This window comes from Dietzia sp. KRD202 (assembly GCF_017168155.1).
Taxonomy (GTDB): Bacteria; Actinomycetota; Actinomycetes; order Mycobacteriales; family Mycobacteriaceae; genus Dietzia; species Dietzia kunjamensis.
The window spans coordinates 201,754-225,203 of record NZ_JABFAN010000017.1 but is presented as its reverse complement, the minus strand read 5'-3'; the positions used below and the strand labels follow the sequence as shown (position 1 = coordinate 225,203).

The window sequence follows — 23,450 nt, the reverse complement described above, 5'->3', positions numbered from 1 at the left end:
GCGCAGAGTTGGCATTTTCGGACATCCGCCGCCCGGTGTTGCTACGGTCGGCCGATGGACTCCTCGCCGGTATGGGCGGTGCCGCGGGGCACCGAGGGCGTCCGCATCATGGTGGAGGGCGGGCTGGCCCACGGGATGACGACGACGGAGTGCCTGGCCGGCACGGGCCTCGATCCCGGCGACCTCCACGACGAGACCGCGCAGATCTGGGCGCACCAGGAGTTCACGGTGATCCGCACCCTGCTCGCGCGCCTCGGAGACCGGCCCGGGCTGGGGGCGGGCGTCGGTGCCCACTCCACCATCGGGCGGACCGGCGTCATCGGCTTCATGATGCTCGCGGGCCCCACCGTGCGGGCGGCGATCGATCGCGCGATCCCCTATCTCGCCTTGTCCCCGACCCACGTGCAGTTCTCTCTCGAGGTGGACGGCCCGGACGGCGGGGCGGTCCTGGTCGCCGCCGACGACCAGATCCCCGCCGACGTGCGCACCTTCGTCGTGGAGCGGGACCTGGCAGGGTTGGCCGCGGCGTTCCGCGGTGCCCGGATCGACCTGGGGCCGGTCTCGCTCGAGACGACCCTCGGCCCGGAGAGCGCGGCGCTGGTCGGGCACGCGTGGGGCCTGGCGCCGGACACGGTCACGCCGCACGCCGCGCGCAACCGGCTGACCGTCTCGCGACAGGCCCTCGAGGCCGAGCTGCCGCAGGGCGACGAGAACACGGCGCGAGTGTTCGAGCGGCAGTGCCGCGAGCTCCTCGCCGACAGGCTCGCGCGGGTCGGCGTGGCCGGCCAGGTGCGCAGCCGGCTCCGGCACGAGCGCGGAACCTGGCCGTCGATGGCGGACGTGGCGGCGGAACTGCACGTCGATGTCCGCACCCTGCGACGCCACCTCGGAGCGGAAGGGACCTCGTATCGGACGCTGGTCGACGAGGTGCGGCATCAGCGGGCGCTCGAGCTGCTGGTGCACGACGTCCCGGTGGCCGAGGTGGCCGCCGAGCTGGGCTACTCCGAGACCGCGACCTTCTCCCGCAGTTTCCGCCGGTGGGAGGGTGTACAGCCGAGTCGCCGACGGGGGAGGTCGTCGTGACCGGGGAGGTCGGAGCGGCGTACTCGAGCCGCGCACAGGAGTACATCGACCACCTCGGTTCCATCGCGTCGGTCCACCCCTCGGACCTCGAGCTGGTCGCGCGCTGGGCGGATCAGCTCGACGGGCCGCTGATCGATGCAGGCTGCGGCCCAGGGCACTGGACGGGCCACCTGGCGGCCCGGGGCGTCGACGTGCGCGGAGTCGACCAGGTACCGGAGTTCGTGAGTCACGCCCGCCGAGCTCATCCCGGGTGTCGATTCGAGGTGGGTGACCTCGACGCGTTACCCCGGTCGCCCGGCGAGGTCGCCGGGATTCTCGCCTGGTACTCGCTCATCCACCACGAGCCGGCCACCGTGCGACCGACGCTCGTGCGGATGGCGCGGTGTTTGCGCCCCGGTGGCGGACTACTGCTCGGGTTCTTCCACGGCGCGGAGGTCGAACGGTTCGATCACGCCGTGGCCGGGGCCTACCGCTGGCCGGTTGAGGCCCTGTCGGAGGAGTTGCGGATGGCAGACTTCGAGGTGATCGAGACCTACACGCGGACCGGGCCGGGAGCTCGACCTCACGGCGCGATCGTCGCCCGCCTGATGTCCGCCCACGACGGGAGAGCCGAGTGACCCTGTTCGAGACCCTGAAATACCGCTGCCGTCCAGAGTGGGAGGCCTATACCGAACACGAGTTCGTCACCGAGCTCGGGCAGGGCACCCTGCCGCTCGCGGTGTTCCAGGACTACCTGGTGCAGGACTTCCACTTCCTGGTGCAGTTCGCCCGCGCCAACGCGCTGGCCGCCTACAAGAGCCGCACCCTCGCCGACATCACCGCCGCCCACCGGGCGACAGGGGCGATCCTCGCGGAGACCGAGCTACACCTGCGGCTCACCGAACGCTGGGGGATCCCGCGCGCCGAACTCGAGGCCGCCGCCGAGAAGCAGGCCACCGTCGCCTACACCCGGTACGTGCTGGATTCCGGCATGGCGGGGGACCTGCTCGACCTGCATGTGGCGCTGGCCCCGTGCACGATCGGCTACGCCGAGATCGGCGCACACCTGGCGCCCCGGCTCGCCGAGTACGGCGGCGAGCATCCCTACGGCGAATGGATCTCCGAGTACTCGGGGGCGGAGTTCACCGCCGCCGCCGGCGCCGCGATCGAGCAGCTCGACGTGCTGTCCGACGGCGGGCTCACCGACCGCCGCCTCGACGAGCTCACCGCGGTGTTCCGCACGGCCACCCGGTTGGAGATCGACTTCTGGCAGCAGGCGCTCGACAGCACGGGATGAGGCGCGGGCGTGACCGGGCGCGATCGGTCGCGGACTCTGTGGGACGTGGGTACGCTCAGTCGTTCCTGAAAAATTACGGTGAAAGGACGACTACATGATCATTCTTGGCGCAATTCTCTTGATCCTCGGATTCCTCTTGGACATCCCCATCCTCTGGACGATCGGTCTCGTGCTCATCGCGATCGGCGTCATCCTCGTCATCCTCGGTGCGGCAGGCCGCGCGGTCGGTGGACGTAAACACTGGTTCTGACACGCCGGGTCACATCTGACCCGGGGTGAGCACGAGCGTCCGGCGCACAGTCCGCTTGTAGCGGGTGCGTCGGACGCTCGTCATTTACACGTCTGCTGTGCCGGGTCAGGACGCGGCGGAGTGTTCCTTCGCCTTGAACCAGGTCGACACGACGTCGGCCGCCCGTCGCACCGTGCCCCCGTCCGCACCGGCGGCGAGGTCGTTGAAACTGTCGCGCTCGTCGGGCAGGCCGGCTGGCTCGTGGGCCCCGGGCGTCCCGAATCCCATCCGCCAATCGGGGAAGCTGCGGTCGACGGTCGTCTCGGTGAGGATCACGCGGAGGTGGTGGTGCCGCTCATCGGCGATGATGTCGTCCAGGAGGGCATCGATCTCGGCCGGTGGGCCCTCGAGGAACTGGATGAAGCAGTTGTCCCGGAAGAGCAGGATGCCGGTGATTCCCACGCGACGATTGCGGTGCCTGGCAGTGCGCAGGATCGACTCGAAGTCCTCGGGCACCATCTGCCTGGTCGGCGTACTCGTGTACACGAGGTACTTGAGAAGGCCCTCGTCCGGCACCGCGGTCGGCTCGGCGTCGGAACGCATCGGGACCCCCGTTCTCGCCCGCGGCGAAGTACGACGTGCGCAGGCTGGTCAACGCACCTTCCCCCGGACTGTACGGCGTGCCCCTACAGCGGCAGGACGTCGACCTCGGCGCCGGACTCCAGTGAGGTGACGTCGGCGGGGATCTCGATCAACACGTCCGCCCGGGCCATCGAGGCCACGAGGTGCGAGCCGGGGCCCGAGACCGGATCGGCAGTGGGCCGGCCGTCGCCGTCCGCGGCCAGCGCCGCCCGCAGGTACTGCATCCGCCCGGCAGGCGAGGTGACGTCGCGGGACAGGCGGGCGCGGACGGGGCGGATCGGCGCGCGGCCGACGGCCTCGAGGATGACCGGCCGCAGGAGCACGACGAACGACACCATCGCGCTCACGGGGTTGCCCGGCAGGCACACCACGGGAGTGCCACGCCAGCTCGAGAGCCCCTGCGGGCCGCCGGGCTGCATGGCGATCGGGGCGAAACGAGCGCCCTCCCGGTCGGCGAGCACCTGGCGCACGACCTCGGCGTCGCCCATCGACACCGCGCCGACGGTCACCACGAGGTCGGCGTGCCCGGCGGCCGCGTCGAGAGTCGAGGTGAACGCCGCGCGGTCATCGCCGCTGATGAGCGTCGTGGTGACCTCGCAGCCGCACGCCTTGAGCGCGGCGGCCAGGGTGATCGAGTTGGACTCCCAGATCTGCCCGGGCGCGAGCGGCCGCCCCGGCGCCACCAGCTCGGAGCCGGTGGCCACCACCCCGACCCGCGGCCGCGGCCGCACGTCGAGTCCCGACTCCCCGAGCGAGGCCGCCGCCGCCAGGTGCCGCGCCTGTAGCCGCACCCCGGCGTCGATCACCACGTCTCCGGCCCGGACATCGTCCCCCGGGCGACGGATGAACTCGCCCCGCGACCGCGGCGCATGCACCAGGACGACAGTGGGGTCGGTCTCGCTCACGGTCGTGTCCTCGATGGGCACCACACAATCGGCACCCCGGGGGACGGGCGCTCCGGTCATGATCTTGCAGGCCTCGTCGTCGTCGACATCGGGTCCCGGCCCGTCACCGGCGTGCACCGCCCCGACCACCGTCAGCCGCGCCGGCGAGTCGGGTCCCGCCCCCGCGACGTCAGCGGAGCGCACCGCGTACCCGTCCATCTGCGAGTTCACGAACAACGGCAGGTCGACCGACGCCCGCAACGCCGCCGAGAGCACCGAGTCCGCGCACGCCGCGAGCGGCAGGTGCGTACTGCGGGCGGCCCGCTCGAGGACCGGCTCCAGGTGCGAACGCAGGAGCTCGCGGTACTCGGCGGGGGACGGGCGGCTAGGCCTGTCTGGCAGGGAGGTCATGTCACCACCGTAACCGCGTTGTACTGTGCCTACGGTCCGCGCGAGTGCGGCCGGACGCAGCGAGAGTGGGGAAGAAGTGGGTCTCTGGTCGGTACACGGCGACGGCAAGAACATCAGACCCGGCGAGGTGGTCGCCCCCATGGAGCGGCTGAGCTGGCCGCGGACCATCGGGATCGGCGCCCAGCACGTGGTGTCGATGTTCGGCGCGACGTTCGTCTTCCCCATCATCATGGGGCTCAACCCGCAGCTGGCGATCCTCTTCTCCGGCGTGTGCACCCTCCTGTTCCTCGCGGTGGTCAAGGGGCAGGTCCCCAGCTACCTCGGCACCTCGGTGGCGTTCGTCGGCGCGGTCGCCGCGATCCGCGCGCAGGGCGGCACCAGCGCCGAGGTGACCGGCGCCATGCTCGTCGCCGGCGCGACGCTGCTGGTGGTGGGCCTGATCGTGCACGTCGTGGGCGGCCGCGTGGTCACCGCGATCCTGCCGCCCGTGGTGACCGGCGCCGTGGTGATGCTGCTCGGCTTCAACCTGGCGCCGGTGGTGGCGGACACGTACTGGCCGCAGGACCAGTGGGTCGCACTGGCGGTGATGATCGTGCTGATCGGAATGACCGTGGGGCTCAAGGGCTTCGCCGGGCGGATCGCGATCTTCCTGTCCCTGGTCTTCGGGTACGTCCTGTCCTGGGTGCTCGACCTGGTCACCGGGCCCGAGAGCCCGCGCGTGGACTGGTCGGCGGTGTGGGACGCGCCGTGGATCGGGCTGCCGCCGATGACCGACGAGGCCGCCGGCGTGGTGGGAATCCACGCGCCCGACTTCTCGCTGGCGTTCGTGCTGCTCGTGGTGCCGGGCGTCATCGCGCTCATCGCCGAGAACGCCGGGCACGTCAAGGCGATCGGCGAGATCACCCGCACCGAGACCGACGGCCTGATGGGCCGCGCGCTGGCCGCGGACGGCGCGGGAACCGTGCTGGCCACGTCCTTCGGTGGATCGGCGACGACGACGTACGCCGAGAACATCGGCGTGATGGCCGCGACCAAGGTGTACTCGACGGCCGCCTACGTGGTGGCCGCGCTGACCGCGATCGTGCTGGGGTGTTCCCCCAAGCTGGGGGCCGTGATCTCCGCGACCCCGGGCGGCGTGCTCGGCGGCATCACGGTGGTGCTCTACGGCATGATCGGCCTGCTCGGCGCCAAGATCTGGAAGGAGAACCGGGTCGACTTCGGCAACCCGCTCAACCTGGTGCCGGTGGCGGCGGGTGTGGTGATCGCGGTCGGCGACACGACCCTGCTCATCACCGACGACTTCCAGCTCGGCGGCATCGCGCTGGGCACCCTCGTGGTGGTCCTGGGCTACCACCTGGGGCGGGCGATCGCGCCCCAGCTGCGCGACCAGGCCGAGCGCGACGAGATCCACGAGCTCACGCTGCTGGGGCCGAACCCGGACGTCCCCGCCCCGGACGTCCCCGCCCCGCCAGGGGCGCGCCGCGGACGGGGACACAGCGGATAGGTGACCGGACGGGGGTCGCACGCCGCCGGACGGTGCCCCCTACACTTGGAGTCACGCGACCGCGGAGGGAGGTGGGCGCCGTGACCGAACCGGACACCCGCAGCCCCTCCACGCGCCCCGCCACCCCGCTGCTCGTCGACTCCTTCGGCCGCGTCGCCCGCGACCTCCGCGTCTCGCTGACCGAGAAGTGCTCGCTGCGCTGCACGTACTGCATGCCCGAGGAAGGGCTGCCGCCCATCCCGGACGCCGCGCGGATGACCGCTGACGAGGTGATCCGGCTGGTCGCCCTGGCGCACCGCGAGCTGGGCGTGCACGAGGTCCGCTTCACCGGGGGCGAACCCCTCATGCGGGCCGACCTCGAGCGCATCATCGCCGGCACGCGGGCCGAGTGCCCCGACCTGCCGATCGCGATGACCTCCAACGGCGTGGGGCTCGAACACCGGGTCGGCGCGCTGGTCGAGGCCGGTCTGGACCGGATCAACATCTCCCTGGACACCGTCAACCGCCTCGAGTTCGCCCAACTCACCCGCCGGGACCGGCTGCCGTCCGTCCTGCGGGGCGTCCGGGCCGCGGTCGAGGCCGGCCTGGACCCGGTGAAGGTCAACGCGGTGCCCCTGCGGGCGACCCTGCCCGGAGCGCCCGACCTGCTGGAGTGGGCCCTGGCGGAGGGCGTGCAACTGCGCTTCATCGAGGAGATGCCGCTCGACGCCGACAACACGTGGTCGCGCGCCGAGATGGTGACCGCGCAGGACGTACTGGACTCCCTCGGCACCCGCTTCGACCTCGTTCCCGCCGGGCGCGAGGACCCGTCTGCGCCGGCCGAGATGTGGCGGGTCGCCGGACGCACCGTGGGAGATGCTCCCGCGACGGTCGGGGTGATCGCGACCGTCACCCGCAACTTCTGCGCCGCCTGCGACCGGACCCGCCTCACCGCCGAGGGGACCGTGCGGTCGTGCCTGTTCAGCGACGACGAGACGGACGTCCTCGGGGTGCTGAGGTCGGGCGCGCCCGACCACGAGATCGCCGAGGTCTGGCGCGGCGCGATGTGGGGCAAGCAGGCAGGACACGGCATCGGCGGCACCGCCTTCCACAGGCCGCGACGGTCGATGGGCGCCATAGGTGGTTGACGTGTCAGTGCCGGAGGATAGGGTTGACGTCGTGAGCAGGACACCGAGAGTGATCACCGTGGGGTACTACGCGGCCGCCGAGGACGCCGCGGGTACCGCCCGCGAACGGCTGCACACACAGGCCACGACCGTCGGGGAGTTGGCGCGAGAGGTCTGCGAGCGACACGGTGAGCCGCTGGCCAGCATCGTGACGGTGTCGTCGTTCCTCGTGGGTGAGGAGACGACCCGCGACCCCCACGCCTCTATCGACGGCGTCTCCGAGGTGGACGTGCTGCCTCCCTTCGCCGGAGGCTGATCGGTGAACCGGGGCCGGGCTGTCAGCGTGTTCGCCCTCGCCCTGGCGTGCTCGGGAATCGTCGCGTGCGCCGAGCCGGAGCCCGACTCCCCCGGCATGACCCTCGGGGTCGCCGCCGCGCCGTCCCTGTCCGAGGCGTTCACCGAGATGATCGACCTCTTCGAGGACGAGCACCCCGGTGTCCGGGTGAGTCTGGAACTGGGCCGCTCCGACACGATCGCCGAGGGGATGCCCGACCGCGACGACATCAACGTCTTCGCCTCCGCGGACGAGGACTCCATGCAGTGGCTCGTCGATGAGGGAGTCGCGGTCGAACCGACGGTGTTCGCCCGCAACCACGTCGTCGTCGCGGTCCCGTCCGGCAATCCGCGCCAGGTCACGGGCCTCCGTGACCTGGAACGGCCCGACCTGAGGGTGGGGCTGTGTGCACTGGACGTCCCCTGCGGCCGCGCAGCGGAGTCGCTGTTGGCCGTGGCCGGCGTGGCGACCCCGGCGGACGTCGCCCGTGATCCGGGGTCGCGTGCTCTCGCGGCCCGCCTGGCGGACCACGAACTCGACGTGGGCATCGTCTACCGCACCGATGTCGCCGCGTCCCACGGCTGGGTGGCGCTGGCCGAGGTCGACCAGCGCGACAGGGAACTGGCGCAGGCCGCCGGTACGACCCGGTACACGGTGGCCAGGATCCCGGGCGCCGAGGACGGCCCCGACGCCGAGGCCGAGCGCGCGGCCGCGAACGAGTTCCTCCAGTTGGTGACGTCGGACCGCGGCCGTCGCGCCCTCGAGAACGCCGGGCTGGCGCCGTTGTCGCCGTAGGCGTCTGCGCGGTCGGGGGGCGGACCTAGACTCGGCGGTATGGACACCGCGGCGCCCCGGACCCCGTCCCGGCGGAAGGGGTCGTGGCACCGCCGGGCGACCCGGCCCGTGCAGCTGTGGTTGATCGCCCTCGTGCTGCTGGGTGTGGTCCACCGGTGGGTGCCCGCCGCGACGTGGACGATCATCCACGTCTTCACCCTCGGCCTGCTCACCAACTCGATCCTCGTGTGGGGCCAGCACTTCACCGAGACCCTGCTGCACCGGCGACCCCCGGAGGCGTCACGCGCGCTCCAGGTGCGCAGGATCATGCTGCTCAACGCCGGGATCGTGGTCCTGGTCGTGGGCATGATCGGGTCGTGGCCGATCCCGATCGTCACCGGCGCCACGGTCGTGGGCGGCGCGGTGGCCTGGTACGTCGTGGACCTGGTCGGGCAGCTGCGGGCGGCGGCACCGACCCGGTTCCGGCCGATCGTCCGGTACTACGCCGTGGCGGCCGCGTTCCTGCCCGCCGGGGCGGTGGCCGGTGCCTTCATGGGGGTCGGCGTCCCGGGGGAGTGGGCCGTCCGCCTGCACGCGTTCCACCTCGCGGTCAACGTCCTGGGGTTCGTCGGGATCACCGTCCTGACCACCCTGGTGACCTTCTGGGCGACGGTACTGCGCACCCCTATGGCCGCCGGCCAGGACGCGGCGGCGGTCCGGTCCCTGGGGGTGATGTCGGTCGCGGTGGTGGTGGCCGCGGCGGGCTCGCTCGCGGGCGTGACGCCGGTGACCGCCACGGCACTGGGCGTGTACCTGCTGGCCGTGCTGTGGCACCTGGTCCACCTCGTCCGCACCGCGCGCACGGCGCCGCCGCGGGAGTTCGCCTCGATGAGTATCGCGTGTGGGCTGGTGTGGTTGCCGGTGTCGTTGGGGTGGGCGACGTGGCTCGTCGCGACCGGCCGGATCGGCGAACTGGGACAGGTGACGACCCCGCTGCTCGCCGGTGCGGCCGCCCAGATCCTCTTCGGGGCGATGAGCTTCCTCATGCCCACCGTGATGCGGGGTGGTCCGGCGGCGGTGCGGGCGGGGATGGTGGAGATGAACCGTCTGGTCGCCTTCCGCCTCGTCCTGGTCAACGCCGGCCTGGTCGTCTTCCTCGTGCCCGGTGGGACCAGTTGGACCCGGGTCGTCGGCTCCACGCTGGCGTTCGGAGGGTTCGCGCTGTTCCTGCCGGTGATGATCCGCGCCGTCCGCGCGCAGTTGGCCGTCATCCGGGGCGCGGCCGCGGCCCGCGAGGCCGGCGAGAAGCCCGCCCGCGTCACCCCGGGCACGTCCCGGCCGGAGATCGCCCCCGGCCGTCGGCGGAATCTGGTCGGCGCGCTGTCCGCCGCGCTGGTGGTGGTCCTCGCCACGGGGGCCGCGCTCGCCGCCGACCCGTCCTCGCCACTCCGCCGCACCGATCAGGCCGCGTCGGTCACGCCGACCGGGAACACGACGACCGTGGAGGTCGCGGCGGTGGGGATGAGGTTCGAACCGAACACGGTGACGGTCCCCGCCGGCGACCGGCTGGTGATCGAACTGACGAACGACGACGACACGACGGTGCACGATCTGTACCTGACCAACGGGGCCGGCTCGGGCAGGGTCGACCCGGGCGGAACCGCCACGGTGGACGCCGGCGTGGTCGGGCGTTCCCTCGAGGGATGGTGCACGATCGCCGGGCACAGGGCGATGGGCATGACCTTCCAGGTCCGGGTCGAGGGCGGTGATCCCGCCGCCGGGCACGACGCCCATGGTGGGGCCGGGGGCGCCGTGGGCATCGCCCCCGCCGAGGCGATCGATGTGCTGGCCCCGCCCTCCGACGAGTTCGTGACCCGCGACCCGGCCCTCGCGCCCGCCCCGACGGGCCGCGAACACCGGATCACCCTCACGGTCGAGGAGACCACCGACGAACTCGCGCCCGGGGTGGTGCGGCCCGTGTGGACCTACAACGGCGGGCTGCCGGCCCCGACCCTCCGCGGCACGGTGGGTGACACGTTCATCGTCACCCTCCGCAACGAGGGGACCATCGGACACTCGATCGATTTCCACGCCGGCGACGTCAGTCCCGACGAGGTGATGCGGACGATCCCGCCGGGCGAGGAGCTGGAGTACCGGTTCACCGTGACCCGGGCCGGCGCCTGGCTCTACCACTGTGCGACCGCGCCCATGAGCGGCCACGTCGCCGCGGGGATGTTCGGCGCGCTCATCGTGGACCCGCCGGGCCTGCCCGAGGTGGAGCGCGAGTACGCCCTGGTCCAGTCCGAGTCGTACCTCGGCGCCGGGGACGAGCCGTTCGACTCCGGCAAGATCGCGGCCGGGCAGCCCGACCTGGTGATGTTCAACGGGCACGCGACCCAGTACCGGCGGGACCCGCTGACCGCCCGGGTCGGCGAGACCGTGCGCGTGTGGGTGGTGGCGGCCGGACCGAGTGACGGGACGAGCTTCCACGTGGTGGGGTCACAGTTCGACACCGTGTACAAGGAGGGCGCCTACCTGCTGCGGGACGGGCGGGACGCCTTCGGCAGTGGGAACGGGGGCGCACAGGCGCTCGACCTGGCCCCGTCGCAGGGCGGGTTCGTGGAGATGACCTTCGTCGAGCCCGGGCGCTACACGTTCGTGGACCACTCGTTCGCCGACGCCGAGAAGGGCGCGGCGGGCTTCCTCGACGTCACTGAGTAGGCGCCCCGGAGTAGGCGCCCCGGCCGGCGGTCCCGCGGGGGTGGGTGACGCATCACGGAATAGGCGAGCGGGTGGGCCGGTTGATATAGATGACACATCACGCGACCGCGATGCCGAGAGCAAGGAGGGCACCATGCCCGTCTACGTCCAGAACCCCGATCCCCGCAGCCTGGCCGAGCGCCCGGCCGACGACCTGCTCGCGGCGGACACGCGCATGGGCGCGGTCGAACTCCTGGTCCGGGACCTGGACTCGATGATCGCGTTCTACGCCGACGGCGTGGCCCTGGACGTGCTCGAGCAGACCGGCGAGACCGCCGTGCTCGGCCGGGCGGGTCGACCGATCGTGCGGATGCGCCGCATGCCCGAGCTGCCGCCGCGCAGGCAGGGGCAGGCCGGACTGTTCCACACCGCGGTGCTGTTCGACGACGAGCCGTCGCTGGCCGCGGCCGTCGCCTCGGTCGCCCGGCATGCGCCGAGATCCTTCACCGGCAGCGCCGATCACCTCTACAGTCAGGCGTTCTACTTCGACGACCCCGAGGGCAACGGTGTCGAGCTGTACACCGACCGGCCCCGCGACACCTGGGCCACCGAGCCCCACGGGTTGCTGAAGGTGGCCACCAACCCGCTGGACCCCAACGCCTTCCTGCGCACGCACCTCACCCCGCCGGTCGCCGGTTCGTCGATCGGGACGTCCGCGGCACTGGGGCACGTCCACCTCCAGGTCGGCGACATCGGGACAGCCCGCGACTTCTACGTCGACGCCCTCGGCTTCGAGGTGATGAGCGACGTCGGTTCGGCACTGTTCATCGCCGCCGGCGGGTACCACCATCACATCGCGGTCAACACCTGGGGCACGGCCGGCGCCGGCCCGCGCGCGGCGGCCCTGGGCCTGGGCCGGGTGAACATCGAGCTGCCCACCGCGGACGATGTCGACGCACTCCGGCAGCGACTGGCCGACCACCGGATCGAGACACGTCACGACGGTGCGGTCCTGCGATTCGACGACCCGTGGGGGACCCTCATCGAGGTCGGGGTCGAGCAGGACTGACCCCGGCTCCGCGGCGTGGTCAAACCCAGTCGACGGACAGCGGGGAACGACGTCCCCACCCGACGGTCTGTAACAGTGGTTCGTCCAGCTCGAGGGCAGGGTACCCGAGGCACAGGTAGGCCAGAGGGCGTGCGCCCGGCGGAAGCCGCACGCTGTCGGAGAGATGGCCGGGTTCCACGAGACTCACCCATCCCATACCGAGGCCTTCCGCCGTCACCGCCAGCCACAACAGGGTGATCGCGGCGACCACGCTGTACTCGGTCGCCGCCGGGACGCTGGTGGTCCCGAGGATCGGACCCGGCGGCGGCACATGGCTGACCACCAGGCCCACGGGCGCCTGGAGGATGCCCTCCAGGCGGAGCGAGTCGTACAGTTCGCGGCGTTCGCCGCCGAACCGTTCGGCCTCGGCGGCGCGGACCGCGCGGAAGCCGGAGTGGATGGATTCCCGTACGGCGCGGTCCTCGACCACCGTGACGTGCCACGGCTGGCTCAGTCCGACACTCGGCGCGACCGCGAAGACCTCGAGCAGTCGCTCGATGGTCTCCCGCGCGACCGGTGTCGGGTGGAAGTGACGATGGTCGCGGCGGGTCGACAGGATGCGCCACAGGGCGTCGCCGTCACTTCTCATATCCGTACTCCTCGGACTCCACTCTCGGCCGGTCGCGGTAGGGGCCCACCGACTCTAGACTGGCGCCCCCGGACATGGAGGTACACGATGGCATTCCTACGCAATGCACTGAGGAGCGGGATCGCGCTCAAGGCCGTACAGGTGGTCAAGCGCGAGGCCTCGAAGCCCGAGAACCAGCGCAAGGCCCGCGAGTTCGCGGAGAAGATGCGCAACCGCCGGCGCTGATCGCCGTGGGCCCGGCCGGAGCTGATCCGGGCCCACGCCGGCGGGACTACACCAGCCAGTCGTTCGGGGCGAACAGCTCCGCGTGGAGCCGCTCGGCGGGTACGCCGGCCTCGAGGAACTGCGGGCGCAGTGACTGGAGGAACCCGGTCGACCCGCAGAGGAAGACGTGCGCCCCCTCGGGGAGTTCGACCGTCGCCAGGTCCATGAATCCCCGGTGGACCGCGCCCGGTCCGGCGACGGTGTCCGCGCCGTCCTCGTACCAGGTGTGCACCTCGGCGTCGGCGAGCAGCGAGGACTCGCCCGCGACCTCCTCGGCGAGGACGTGGTCGGCCGGCGAGCGGTCGGCGTGCAGGACGAGCACGCGACGGGTGTCCTCCGTCGCCGACAGGTGGGCGACCATCCCGAGCATCGGGGTGATGCCGATCCCGGCCGAGCAGAGGACCACGGGCGCGGCGTCCTGGTCGCGGCCGATCCCGGCGGCGTCCAGGACGAGGTCGCCGAACGGGAGGGTGACCTGGATCGTGGTGCCGACCTGGGCGTGGGCGTGCAGCCAGCCCGAGACCTCGCCGGCGGGGCAGCCGAGCCCGCCCCGGACCTCGGCGTCGACCCGGCGGACGCCGATGCGCCACGTGCCGTCGCCCGGTGCCGTCGACAGGGAGTACTGACGCAGCTGGCGCGCGCCGTCGGGGAGGACCACGCCGACGGAGGTGTACTGGCCCGGGCGGAAGTCGGGCAGCGGCTCGCCGTCGGGACCACCGAGGGTGAACACGGTGACCGAATCCGTCACGTCCTCCCGGGCGATCACGGTGGCGATGCGGAAGACGTCCCCCGGTTCCACCTGCGCCTCGGCGTAGAGGGCCTTCTCGAAGTCCACCAGGACGGCGGCCATGATCCAGTAGACCTCGTCCCACGCCGCCGCGACCTCTGGGGTGATCGCCTCGCCCAGGACCTCCACGATCGCGCCGAAGAGGTAGTCGTGGACCACCTGGTACTGGTCGGGGGTGATGCCGAGGCTCGCGTGCTTGTGCCCGATCCGGGAGAGCATGTCGACCGGGCTCCGGCCGTCCACCAGCAGGGAGGCGAACGTCGCGATCGACGCCGCGAGCGCGCGCTGCTGGGCGCCCAGCTTCTGGTTGCCGCGGTTGAAGGTGTCGCGGAGGAGTTCGGGGTTATCGGCGAACATTGTCCGGTAGAAGACGGGCGTGATCTCGTCGATGTGGGCGCCGATGACCGGCAGGGTCGCGCGGACGACGGCGGCGTGCTCCTCGGACAGCTCGCGGGGGTGCGCGAGGATCGACTCCAGGGTGGTGAGCGACGTGGTCATGGGGGATCTCCTTCTCGGGGCGTGACGGGGTGGCCCGGGCACCGTGGGGGCCGGGCTGTGGGGGCCTCGCCACCGCCCCACGGCCGGACCCCGGGCCGGGGTCCGGCCGTGGGGCGGTGGCGAGGCTGAGGGACACCTGCCGGGTGGGTGCCCGGACGATGCCCTCGACGGTGAGGGGGTCGAGGGCGGCGAAGAACGCCTCGCGGGCGTCGACGAGAGCTCGTCGCAGACCGCAGTTGCCCGCGAGCGGGCAGGGCGTCGGGCCCTCACACTGGACGACCTCGCCGGGGCCCTCCAGTTCGCGCAGCAATGACCCGACCGACTCGTGTCGGCCCGCCTCGGTGATGACGAGCCCCCCGCCCCGGCCACGCCGGGACTCGGCGAGGCCGAGGTCGACGAGTCGGGAGACGATCTTGGCCACGTGGGAGGTCGAGGCGTTCACCGACTCCGCGATCGCCGCGGCGGTCATGCGGTCGCCGCGCTCATCGGCGACGGCGAGGCGCATGAGAGCGCGGAGCGCGAGATCGGAGGACCGGGACAGCTGCACAACGCCGAGCGTGCCATATTGCGAGCTGGCCGGGCGCATTTGCTGCCGGTGATCTCAAATACCTTCTGAACTGGTCATTTGGGGCCACCCTCCGACCTGCGGGAACGCCCCGCCGCGGGCCGGTCAGATCCAGTCGATGATCTCCACGAGGTCGTCGGCCTCGGCCCCGGCCCCGGCGCCGGGTCCCCCGCTCTCGGGCACCACGGCCAGGGCGGGCGCGCCCGCCAGATCCGCCAGGTGCGCGGTGCGCACGCGGCCGGCCAGGTGCCAGCCGCCGGCGCCGTCCGGTCGGGCGGGCAGGATCCGCGAGCGGCCCGGGGAGGCCAGGCCGGCCAGCCCGGGGACGCGCCCCGACGCGGGCGTGCGCTGGCGTCCGGTGAGGGCGTCGACCAGCGCCCGGCCCGTGGTCGCCGCCGCGGACACCGCCGCCAGCGGATTACCCGGTAGTCCCAGCAGGACTCGATCGTCGGCGAGGACGGCCACGAGCTGCGACCCTCCCGGGCGGACACGGACCCCGTCGAGGACGATCCGCGCGCCCGCGCGCGCCAGGGCCGGGCGCAGCAGATCGGCCACCCCGCGGCCGGTGGCGCCCACCAGCACCACCACATCGCCGGCCGCCGCGTCCGCGGACCCGGGGCCGCCGCCGAGCAGCGCGTCGACCGCGTCCGGGGTGTCCGCGCAGTGCCCGGGCGGGCCGACGCCGGCGAACCCCGCCCGCGCCAGGACCCCGCCGAGCAGCGGGCCCACAGTGTCGCGGATCCGGCCCGGCGGAAGCGGCGCGGGCGTGTCGGCGGGCAGGACCTCGTCACCGGTCGTGACCACCGCCGCGCGTACCGGCCCCCGGACCCGTGCGGCCATCACCCCCGCGGACAGGGCCGCGGAGGCCAGCGCCGCGTCGAGCACCGCCCCCGCCGGGGCCAGTTCGTGACCGACCGGCCAGTCCTCGCCGACGGGGCGGAGGTCGTTCACCCCGTCGCCCCCCGGCAGTGCGGTGACCACCGGGGGGCCGGTGCGGGCCGGGGTCACCGTCACCAGTTCGTGCCGCAGCACGCGATCGCAGCCGGCGGGGGCCAGGGCGCCGGTCGCGATGGGCGCCGCCGTGCCGGGGGTCAGCGTCGCCGACGAGCCGTCCCCGGCGCGGCGGGCGGCGCCGGTCAGTCGCCACGGGCCGGGCCCGGCCAGCGCGTAACCGTCCATCGCCGACACCGGCCCCCGCGGCATCGGGTCCGCGGCGACCAGCGGTGAGGCGAGTACCGCGCCGACGGCTGCCAGGGGCGGGCGCACGTCCGCCGGCAGCGGGGTGAGCCCGGCGCGCAGGACCGCCCCCACCTGTGGGAGCGCGACCGGTCCGTGTCCGGCCAGGTCGGCCCACGTGTCCACGTCGCGCGCGGGGTCGCCGACGGGGACGCGGACGACCTCCTCGTCGTCGTACAGGGCCCGTACCGGTCGCCCGCCCACGCCGCCGTCGGCCTCCAGGGCGGCCAGGCGCGCGGCGAGGGCGCGGCGGTCCCACGCGGCGAGGAGGTACTGGTCGTGCCCGGCGACGTCGACAGCGAGTGCCGCGCCGGGGGCGTGGGTGGTGGCGGCGGGCCGGAGCGCGGCGAGGAGGGCGCGGAGGGTGGCGGCGTCGAGGTCCGGCAGGTCACAGGCGACGACGACGACGAGGTCGACCGACGGCGGGAGCGCCCGCAGTCCCGCGGCGATCCCGGCGACGGGTCCCGAGTGGGGCGGATCCTCGCGGGTGTCGCCCCCGGGGCCCACGGTGCGGACGGGGCCCGCCACCGCCCGGGCGGCGCCGAGCACCGCCTCGACCATCGGCCGACCCGCCACCGCCAGTCGCGCCTTGTCGACCCCGCCGAGGCGACTCGCGCGACCCCCGGTGAGGACGATCGCGCCGACGGCGACCGCGGTAGCACTGTCCGAGGTGCCGCCGTCCGTCATCCGGCGTCCTCGGCCAGGCGGCCGCGGAGGAAGTCGTCGACGAGTCGCTCCACGTCCTGATCGGTGTACGGGCGCAGGCCGATCATCCGGGCCAGGACGACGGGGCCGGCCAGCTGCGCCACGGCCAGATCGCGGTCGCCGGGGATGAGGGCTCCGGATTCCTCCGCATCGGAGAGGACGGCGTGCAGAGGCTCGGTATAGGACTCGACCACGCTGCGGCGGAGCCTGCCCACCTCGTCGTCGTCACCGGCGTCGCGGCCCATCGCCAGCCACCCCAACATCGACTGCTGGAGCGGCGCGTCCTGGATGAGCTGCGTCATCGAGGCGGCCAGGTGCACGAGCTGCTCCCGGACGGGCAGGTCGGCCGGGGGGCGTGTCGGGGTGGGCAGCAGTCGCCGGAACGCCGCGGCGATGAGCGAGTCCGTCGACGGGAAGTTGCGGTACAGGGTGGTGCGGGCGACCCCCGACAGCCGGGTCACCGCGTCGACGGTCACGGCCGCCGCGCCGCCGGACAGCAACAGCGACGCCGCCGCGTCGAGCAACTTGCCCTGCGAGCGGGCGCGCCGCGGATCCGGGGTCGACATGGCCTCCATTGTGGCCTGTCCGGTGCTCTAGGGTGGGCGCACCATGCGATACCGACGGTATCGTTTCCGTGGAGCGGGGGCAGATGTGTTGGAGATGAGCGCGGGTCGGCGGCGGTGGCTGCTGGTCGTCAACCTCGTGGCCGTGTCCCTGGTGGTGGCCACGATGTCCGCCCTGTACACGTCCCTGCCGGACATCGCCGTGGACATCGGGGCCACCCAGGCCGAGCTGACGTGGATCGTCGACTCCTACACGCTGGCGCTGGCGGCGCTCGTCCTCACCGCCGGTGCGCTGGGGGACCGCTTCGGCCGCCGGGCCACGCTCATCGTGGGCCTGGTGCTGTTCACCGTCTCCTCGGCGCTGCCCCTGTGGCTGGACTCGCCGCTGTGGGTGATCATGCTCCGTGCGGTGGCCGGTGTCGGTGCCGCCTTCGTCATGCCCTCCACGTTGTCCCTGCTCACGGCGAGCTTCCCGTCGGATCGCCGGGGTGCGGCCGTGGGCATGTGGGCCGGCTTCGCCGGGGTCGGCGGCATCATCGGCCTGCTCGGCTCCGGGCTCATGCTCAAGGTGTGGACCTGGAAGGCGATCTTCGGCGTGTACGCCGTCATCGGCCTGGTCGTCCTGATCGCCGCCTTCACCATCGGCGAGTCCGTGGCCTCCCGCGTCGGGCGGCCCGACGTGTTCGGGGCGGTCTTCTCCGCCCTCGCCGTGGGCGGGGTGGTGTTCGGGCTCATCGAGGGCGCGCACACCAGCTACTCCGAGCCGCTGGTCATCGGGGCGCTCGTCGTGGCGGCGGTGAGCGTCGTGGCCTTCGTCCTGGTCGAGTTGCGCGTCGCGGACCCCCTGCTCGACGTGCGCTACTTCCGCCGGCGCGGATTCACCACCGGCTCGGTGTCGGTGGCGCTGCAGTTCCTCACCATCTTCGGGTTCTTCCTGCTCATCGTGCAGTTCCTCCAGCTGGTCAAGGACTACGACGCCCTGTCCGCCTCGCTGGCCCTGGCTCCGATGGTCGTGCCGGTGATGATCTTCTCGCTGCTCTCTCCGCGCATCACCGCGGCCGTGGGACTGCGGGCGGTGTCCGTGGTGGGCGTGGGGGCCATCGCCGCCGGGATGGTCTTCCTCTCCCGGCTGTCGGTGGATTCCGGGTACTGGGACATCCTCTGGCCCATGCTCGTCGCGAGTATCGGACTCGGCTTGTCGACCGCGCCTGCCACGTCGGCGATCGTCTCGGACATCCCGTCCGACGAGCAGGGCGTGGCCGCCGCCGTCAACGACGCGATGCGCGAGGTCGGCGCCGCGATCGGGATCGCGCTGTCGGGCAGCATCCTGGCCGGGCGCTACGCCGCGGGGATCGTCGACGTCCTGCCCGGCGTCCCCGAGGCCGGCCGGCAGGCGGTCGAGAGTTCCTTCGCCGGTGCCCGCGAGTTCGGCGCCGCGGCCGGGCCGGCGGGGCAGGCCGTCGTCGACGCGGCCGCCGCGATCTTCGCGGACGGTATCTCGTCGGCGCTCTTCGCCCTGGGGATGGTGGCCGCGGGCGCGGCGGTCCTGCTGCTGTTCGTCGCGCCCGGTCGCGGGTACGTCGCGCTCGGGGACCCGGAGACGGACCCGGAGGAGAGCGTCTTGAGGGTGGCTCAGCGGTAGTTCGGATTGTTGAAGGTAGGGATCTCGATGGTGATCGGCATCCGTAGCTCGGCCATGTAGTAGAGGACGAACTGACGGAGGAGTTCGTCGATCATCCAGTACGTCTCGGGCGGGAGACCCGCCGTGAGCAGACCCTCCCGCATGGCGACGAACGGCCCCCACGCGGTCTCGAGCAGCGGGCTCCAGACCGGCTCGCGCGGGATGTGCAGCCACTCGGCGACCCGGTCACCGAGGATGAAGCGGGTCAGGGCCCCGAGGACCGGCCTGGAGAGCAGGGTCAGGTCGATGTTGTACCCGAGGTCCAGCAGCATGTCGGCGAGCTTGATGCCCTCGGGGGTCGGGGCGAGGATCGGGTCGAGCACCTGCTGTGCCTGCAGGTCGGCCGTGTCCCAACTCTGGGGGATGTACTGGTCCTCCACGCCGAGCAGGTAGGCGGTGACCTGCCACGAGTGCAGGAATCCCTCGGACTCGGCCGGGTCGAGTGGCACCTGCCAGGCGCGGAGATTGCGCATGACGGTGGTGGGCAGGCTGTGCCAGGTGACCATGATGTCCGCCTGGCTGATGGGCTTGGCCTCGTCCGCGGAGCGTTCCCAATGGGGGGACTGCGGGAGGAGGTGGCGGACGGCTGCGTGCGACAGGCGGGTCTTGACCGCGGTGACGGCCATCTCGCCGTCGGGCTGAAAGGCGTTCCGTGAGCCGACGTCGTAACCGAGCTTGGCCGTCTTGCTGATCCGCGACTTCATGTTCGAGCCGCCCTTGGAGTAGTAGACGGCCCTCGCCTCACGGGGGATGACGGTGCTCATCATGCCGCTGGCGAACCCGTAGAGCACGCCGAGATAGAGGCCGCGCTTCTCGTTGAACCGCACGGCGTCCGCGAGCTTGCGGTGGTCTGCCCACTCGGGGAGTCGGACAGCGCGTTGGAGGAAGTCCCGCAGATCGCCGGGCAACCCGTCCGGGATCGGCTGCGCATTCCTGGTCCAGCCCCGCAGGATGTCGTTGACCCGGGGGACCTCGCCCCTGTCGATGAGGCCCGCGACCAGGTCGTCGGCCTCTGGGTCCCACACGTGGTGCGGGTCGGCGCCGCTGCCCTGGCCCGGTAGAGACCAGGCGGGCGCCCAGGTCCACGGCACCGCCACCGCTAGTGCCCCGGCCGCGCCCAGCGTTCCCCCGGCGCGCAACAGGGATCGTCTGCTCAGTTCTTCCATCGGCGGTGTCCCGTCTGTCAGATGGTCGACGGCGAATGATGCAATGAAACATTCACCGTCTCGTAGTACCATTTCTAACAGTGTGTGACGTAGGACACAAGGGGGTGGTCGAGCTGACGGTAGAACTGATGGTGACGACACGGCCGGAGCGGGGAGGGGGGCGCATGGATGCTGCGCGGGTCGGCCCGGCCGACGGGCGCGACACCTCCACCGTGTCCGGCGCCGGATCCGAGGACGCCACCCGCGCGCGGATCCTCGATGCCGCCTACGACCTGTTCTGCACCCGCGGGATCCGGCATTCCTCCATGGAGGAGGTCGCTCGTCGCGCCAAGGCGGCCCGGATCACCGTCTATCGCAAGTTCGAGACCAAGGATGCGTTGGTCGACGAGGTGGTGCTGCGCGAGTTTCAGCGCTACTTCGACAGGTTCGCGGAGGAGGTCCGGCACTGCGAGACCGCCGCGGACCGGGTGGTCGTGGCGTTTGTGAGCGCGCTGCGCGCCTTCGGTGAGAACCCGCTGCTCGGCAGCCTGCTGGAGAGTGAGCCCGATTCGGTGATCGGCTCCCTCATCGGCAAGGACGGCCAGATGATCGCCACGGTCCGTCGTTTCGTGGCCGGGCGACTGGCCGCCGAACAGCGCGCCGGGCAGGTGCACCCCGATCTGGACGTGGACCTGGCGGCCGAGATGTTCGTCCGCGTTTCCGCGTCCTTCCTCACCATCCCCACCGACGTGGTCGACCTCTCCGACGATGCGGACCTCACCCGAATCGCGCGGCAGTTCCTCGTGCCGATGCTGGAGTATCGCCCCGGCTGACGCCGGTCGATCCGATCAGGAGGCGTCCGGCCCGGTGACCACGGGCCGTCCGCTCGCGGCCCAGGCCTTGGTCCCTCCGTCGACGCTGACGGCGGGGATGCCCCGGGCCTCCAGCGTCCGGCAGGCGGACTTGCTGCGATTGCCGGACGCGCAGATCACGAAGACGGTGGTCCCCTCCGGCGCGATGTCCGGGGCGGAGGCGACATCGCCCAGGGGGATCAGGCGCGCGCCCGGGACGTGGCCCGCGACGTACTCGTGGGATTCGCGGACGTCGATGAGCGGGGCGCCCTGCTGGTGGTGGGAGGCGAACGTGTCTATGTCAGTCGTGGAAACCATGCCCGAAATATACCCCAGGGGGTATCAAGTCCGCCAGGGGTGCGATGGAGTCAGTCGCGGATACGCTCGGGGTGGGAGTAGACGGTGGCGCGGTCGACCCGGCTGAAGGCGGCCAGGGTCACGCCGGTCTCGGCGGCGAGGTCCACCGCCAGCGACGACGGCGCGCTCACCGCGGACAGGAGCGGGATCCCCGCCATCGACGCCTTCTGCACGAGTTCGAACGAGGCCCGGCCGGAGACCTGCAGGATGGTCCCGCGCAGCGGCAATCGCCCCTCGCGCAACGCCCAGCCGACCACCTTGTCCACGGCGTTGTGCCGTCCCACGTCCTCACGCAGGCACAGCAGTTCGCCGGTGGGAGTGAACAACCCCGCCGCGTGGACGCCCCCCGTCTTGTCGAAGACCCGCTGGTGCTCGCGGAGCCGGTCGGGCAGGGACAGCAGGACCGCGGGATCGATGAGCGGCTCCGCCGGCTCGGCCGGGAAGTGGGTCGAGCGCCGGACCTCGTCGATCGAGTCCACGCCGCACACGCCGCAGGCGCTGCTCATCGTTGACGCCCGCGCGGAGCGGGGCTCCGGGATGTCCGGTGACAGGGTCACGGTGAGGGTGTTGTAGTCCTGTTCGGTCCGTCCGCTGACGGTGGTGCAGTAGCAGATCTCGGGCAGGTGCTCGCGGTTCCAGACGGCCCCCTCGGAGACCAGGTGCCCCGCCGCGAGGTCCATGTCGTCGCCCGGCGTCCGCATGGTCACGACGAACGGCTGGCCGCCGACCCTGATCTCGAGTGGTTCCTCGACGGCGAGCGTCGCCACCTCTCGTCTGACGTCACCCGCGGCGAGGATCCTGCGCGCCGGGTGTCGAGTCGTCCGCCGTCCCATAGTCGCGCAGCCTAGCGCCGTCCGGGCCGGGGCGTACGAGCAGGAGGGCGGCGAGCCCCACCGCCGCCGACCAGGTCAGCGGGTAGGCGTTGGTGATCACGGTGTAGATGACCGGCGGGATGTCGCCGCCGAGCATGAACAGGCCCATCGCCACCCAGCGGTCGTCCGGGAAGTTCGGGTCGGGGAAGCTCTGCACCCAGTTCGCGGTGGCCGCCCAGAGCAGCGCCGGCAGCAGCCAGAGATACCAGCGCCGGGCGGCGATCGCGTAGTGCACGGTCAGCACGAGTAGCGGGACGAACCACACCCAGTGGTGGCCCCAGGAGAACGGAGAGACCATGGTCATCGTCAGTCCGGCCAACGTCAGGGCGAGGAGCTGGTGCCCGGCGCGATGGGCCAGCGCGGCGACGCCCAGGCCGACGACCGCCACCGCCGCGGCCCCGAGCAGCCACGCCCAGGTGGGCGCCATCTCCGTGCCGGCGAGACGGGCCATGGCACCCCGCAGGGACTGGTTGGCCAACATGGCGTCGTGCCCGATCCGCTGGGACTCGAACAGGGTCCCCGACCAGTAGTCCGCGGCGTCGCGGGGGATCAGCAGGAAGCCGAGGGCGACGGTGCCGCCGAACGCCGCCCCGGAGACGACGGCCATCCGCCAGCGTCCGGTGAGGACCCAGTGCGCCCAGAAGAACGCCGGGGTGAGTTTGATGCCCGCGGCCAGGCCCGAACCGATCCCCGCCCACCGGCGGCCCGACCTCCAGGCGAGGTGATCGGCCAGCACGGCCACCAGCAGCACGATGTTGATCTGGCCCAACCACACGGTGGTCCGCACCGGCTCGGTGGACAGGGCGATGAGCGCGAGACACAGCGAGACCTGGGCGGTGACCCGGTCCGGGCGGTAGTCCAGCGCGCGTAGGCACATCCGGACCGCGAGGTAGAGCAGGACGAGGGTCAGCGCGAGCCACGCCGCTTCCATGAGCCGCGGGGTCACCAGGTCCAGAGGGGTGAACAGCAGTGCGGAGAACGGCGGGTAGGTGAACGGCATCTCCGGGTAGAAGCGTCCGGAGTCGTCACCCGTGAGCAGTCCGTCGTACAACGGGATCGAGTTCAGGACGGCGCTGCCGCCCCAGCGGTAGACGTTGACGTCGAGGAAGTTCCCGGTGATGCCCCACCACGGGGTCCGTTCGTCGGGCGCCCGCAGGACCATGACAACCGAGGCGAGGGCCAGCAGCGCCAGCGGGGCGCGCAGCCAGTAGGTGGTGGGAATCGTCCGCACAGCCGGAGAGCCTAGTCCGTCGACGAGAAGACCGTTCCGCACGCCGTCACTCGGA

The 23,450-nt window shown here is 72.2% G+C and carries 24 protein-coding genes; 13 read left to right on the top strand and 11 right to left on the bottom strand.

Translation table 11 applies throughout. The annotated features are described in order from the left end of the window. The first annotated feature begins 54 nt into the window (after positions 1–54). The 4 genes from J1M64_RS13635 to J1M64_RS13620 all read left to right on the top strand — a co-directional run bounded on the left by J1M64_RS13635 (position 55) and on the right by J1M64_RS13620 (position 2,609). Positions 55–1,083, top strand: a complete 1,029-nt coding sequence (locus J1M64_RS13635; RefSeq protein WP_067715039.1) for an AraC family transcriptional regulator — start codon at positions 55–57, stop codon at positions 1,081–1,083. Continuing rightward, positions 1,080–1,700 carry a class I SAM-dependent methyltransferase gene (locus J1M64_RS13630; protein WP_067715036.1) on the top strand — a complete coding sequence of 207 codons (621 nt, stop codon included), beginning with the start codon at positions 1,080–1,082 and terminating at the stop codon, positions 1,698–1,700. The genes J1M64_RS13635 and J1M64_RS13630 overlap by 4 nt, the downstream gene beginning before the upstream one ends. Next, on the top strand, positions 1,697–2,359 hold the full coding sequence (locus J1M64_RS13625; protein ID WP_067715033.1) for a TenA family protein: 663 nt from the start codon (positions 1,697–1,699) through the stop codon (positions 2,357–2,359). The genes J1M64_RS13630 and J1M64_RS13625 overlap by 4 nt, the downstream gene beginning before the upstream one ends. A 94-nt stretch (positions 2,360–2,453) precedes the next feature. Continuing rightward, positions 2,454–2,609 carry a DUF6131 family protein gene (locus J1M64_RS13620; protein ID WP_096906278.1) on the top strand — a complete coding sequence of 52 codons (156 nt, stop codon included), beginning with the start codon at positions 2,454–2,456 and terminating at the stop codon, positions 2,607–2,609. A gap of 105 nt (positions 2,610–2,714) precedes the next feature. On the opposite strand, the gene J1M64_RS13615 is transcribed toward J1M64_RS13620, so the two are convergent. Continuing rightward, positions 2,715–3,191, bottom strand: a complete 477-nt coding sequence (locus J1M64_RS13615; protein ID WP_067715030.1) for a BLUF domain-containing protein — start codon at positions 3,189–3,191, stop codon at positions 2,715–2,717. Positions 3,192–3,274: 83 nt separating this feature from the next. Beyond that, complete coding sequence (gene glp, locus J1M64_RS13610; RefSeq protein WP_206474459.1) at positions 3,275–4,525, bottom strand: gephyrin-like molybdotransferase Glp; 1,251 nt, start codon at positions 4,523–4,525, stop codon at positions 3,275–3,277. Between the two features lie 76 nt (positions 4,526–4,601). On the opposite strand from glp, the gene J1M64_RS13605 reads away from it, so the two are divergent. The 6 genes from J1M64_RS13605 to J1M64_RS13580 all read left to right on the top strand — a co-directional run bounded on the left by J1M64_RS13605 (position 4,602) and on the right by J1M64_RS13580 (position 12,012). Then, positions 4,602–6,029, top strand: a complete 1,428-nt coding sequence (locus J1M64_RS13605; protein WP_256821310.1) for a uracil-xanthine permease family protein — start codon at positions 4,602–4,604, stop codon at positions 6,027–6,029. Positions 6,030–6,100: 71 nt separating this feature from the next. Next, positions 6,101–7,156, top strand: coding sequence for a GTP 3',8-cyclase MoaA (gene moaA, locus J1M64_RS13600; protein WP_374220856.1), 1,056 nt, complete (start codon positions 6,101–6,103; stop codon positions 7,154–7,156). A 31-nt stretch (positions 7,157–7,187) separates the two neighbouring features. After that, positions 7,188–7,451 carry a MoaD/ThiS family protein gene (locus J1M64_RS13595; RefSeq protein WP_227022118.1) on the top strand — a complete coding sequence of 88 codons (264 nt, stop codon included), beginning with the start codon at positions 7,188–7,190 and terminating at the stop codon, positions 7,449–7,451. Between the two features lie 27 nt (positions 7,452–7,478). After that, positions 7,479–8,264, top strand: a complete 786-nt coding sequence (locus J1M64_RS13590) for a substrate-binding domain-containing protein (RefSeq protein WP_307872446.1) — start codon at positions 7,479–7,481, stop codon at positions 8,262–8,264. 39 nt (positions 8,265–8,303) lie between these two features. Next, positions 8,304–10,964: a multicopper oxidase domain-containing protein gene (locus J1M64_RS13585; protein WP_206474457.1), complete on the top strand. Its 2,661-nt coding sequence runs from the start codon at positions 8,304–8,306 to the stop codon at positions 10,962–10,964. A 133-nt stretch (positions 10,965–11,097) separates the two neighbouring features. Then, on the top strand, positions 11,098–12,012 hold the full coding sequence (locus tag J1M64_RS13580) for a VOC family protein (protein ID WP_206474456.1): 915 nt from the start codon (positions 11,098–11,100) through the stop codon (positions 12,010–12,012). A gap of 19 nt (positions 12,013–12,031) precedes the next feature. Here the strand turns inward: J1M64_RS13580 and bluB are convergent, their stop codons facing one another. Continuing rightward, positions 12,032–12,640 (bottom strand): 5,6-dimethylbenzimidazole synthase, encoded by a 609-nt coding sequence (gene bluB, locus J1M64_RS13575; RefSeq protein ID WP_154829511.1) that lies wholly within the window; start codon positions 12,638–12,640, stop codon positions 12,032–12,034. A gap of 87 nt (positions 12,641–12,727) precedes the next feature. Here bluB and J1M64_RS13570 point away from each other — a divergent pair, with 87 nt between their 5' ends. Next, positions 12,728–12,865, top strand: coding sequence for a hypothetical protein (locus J1M64_RS13570; protein ID WP_167457859.1), 138 nt, complete (start codon positions 12,728–12,730; stop codon positions 12,863–12,865). A gap of 46 nt (positions 12,866–12,911) precedes the next feature. Here J1M64_RS13570 and J1M64_RS13565 read toward each other — a convergent pair whose 3' ends face one another. The 4 genes from J1M64_RS13565 to J1M64_RS13550 all read right to left on the bottom strand — a co-directional run bounded on the left by J1M64_RS13565 (position 12,912) and on the right by J1M64_RS13550 (position 17,261). Continuing rightward, on the bottom strand, positions 12,912–14,138 hold the full coding sequence (locus J1M64_RS13565; protein WP_307872449.1) for a globin domain-containing protein: 1,227 nt from the start codon (positions 14,136–14,138) through the stop codon (positions 12,912–12,914). Then, on the bottom strand, positions 14,035–14,736 hold the full coding sequence (locus tag J1M64_RS20425) for an Rrf2 family transcriptional regulator (RefSeq protein ID WP_307872445.1): 702 nt from the start codon (positions 14,734–14,736) through the stop codon (positions 14,035–14,037). Before J1M64_RS20425 ends, J1M64_RS13565 begins: the two co-directional genes overlap by 104 nt. A gap of 123 nt (positions 14,737–14,859) precedes the next feature. After that, a complete protein-coding gene (locus J1M64_RS13555; protein WP_206474454.1) occupies positions 14,860–16,677 on the bottom strand; it encodes an NTP transferase domain-containing protein in 1,818 nt (605 codons plus the stop codon). Beyond that, positions 16,674–17,261 (bottom strand): TetR/AcrR family transcriptional regulator, encoded by a 588-nt coding sequence (locus tag J1M64_RS13550; RefSeq protein WP_172812124.1) that lies wholly within the window; start codon positions 17,259–17,261, stop codon positions 16,674–16,676. The genes J1M64_RS13555 and J1M64_RS13550 overlap by 4 nt, the downstream gene beginning before the upstream one ends. Before the next feature lie 94 nt (positions 17,262–17,355). Between J1M64_RS13550 and J1M64_RS13545 the strand changes: the two genes are divergently transcribed. Next, positions 17,356–18,900 (top strand): MFS transporter, encoded by a 1,545-nt coding sequence (locus tag J1M64_RS13545; RefSeq protein WP_241261518.1) that lies wholly within the window; start codon positions 17,356–17,358, stop codon positions 18,898–18,900. Here J1M64_RS13545 and J1M64_RS13540 read toward each other — a convergent pair. Then, on the bottom strand, positions 18,891–20,105 hold the full coding sequence (locus tag J1M64_RS13540) for an oxygenase MpaB family protein (protein WP_206474452.1): 1,215 nt from the start codon (positions 20,103–20,105) through the stop codon (positions 18,891–18,893). The genes J1M64_RS13545 and J1M64_RS13540 overlap by 10 nt on opposite strands. Positions 20,106–20,269: 164 nt before the next feature. Between J1M64_RS13540 and J1M64_RS13535 the strand changes: the two genes are divergently transcribed. Further along, entirely contained in the window at positions 20,270–20,917 is a 648-nt protein-coding gene (locus J1M64_RS13535) for a TetR/AcrR family transcriptional regulator (protein WP_206474451.1), read from the top strand. A 15-nt stretch (positions 20,918–20,932) separates the two neighbouring features. Here the strand turns inward: J1M64_RS13535 and J1M64_RS13530 are convergent, their stop codons facing one another. Genes J1M64_RS13530 through J1M64_RS13520 form a run of 3 tightly spaced genes read right to left on the bottom strand, consistent with a single transcriptional unit; the run spans position 20,933 to position 23,395 of the window. Continuing rightward, positions 20,933–21,253: a rhodanese-like domain-containing protein gene (locus J1M64_RS13530; protein ID WP_206474450.1), complete on the bottom strand. Its 321-nt coding sequence runs from the start codon at positions 21,251–21,253 to the stop codon at positions 20,933–20,935. Positions 21,254–21,303: 50 nt separating this feature from the next. Further along, entirely contained in the window at positions 21,304–22,125 is an 822-nt protein-coding gene (gene fdhD, locus J1M64_RS13525; protein ID WP_206474449.1) for a formate dehydrogenase accessory sulfurtransferase FdhD, read from the bottom strand. Continuing rightward, on the bottom strand, positions 22,073–23,395 hold the full coding sequence (locus J1M64_RS13520; protein ID WP_206474448.1) for a glycosyltransferase 87 family protein: 1,323 nt from the start codon (positions 23,393–23,395) through the stop codon (positions 22,073–22,075). Before J1M64_RS13520 ends, fdhD begins: the two co-directional genes overlap by 53 nt. Between the last annotated feature and the right edge of the window lie 55 nt (positions 23,396–23,450).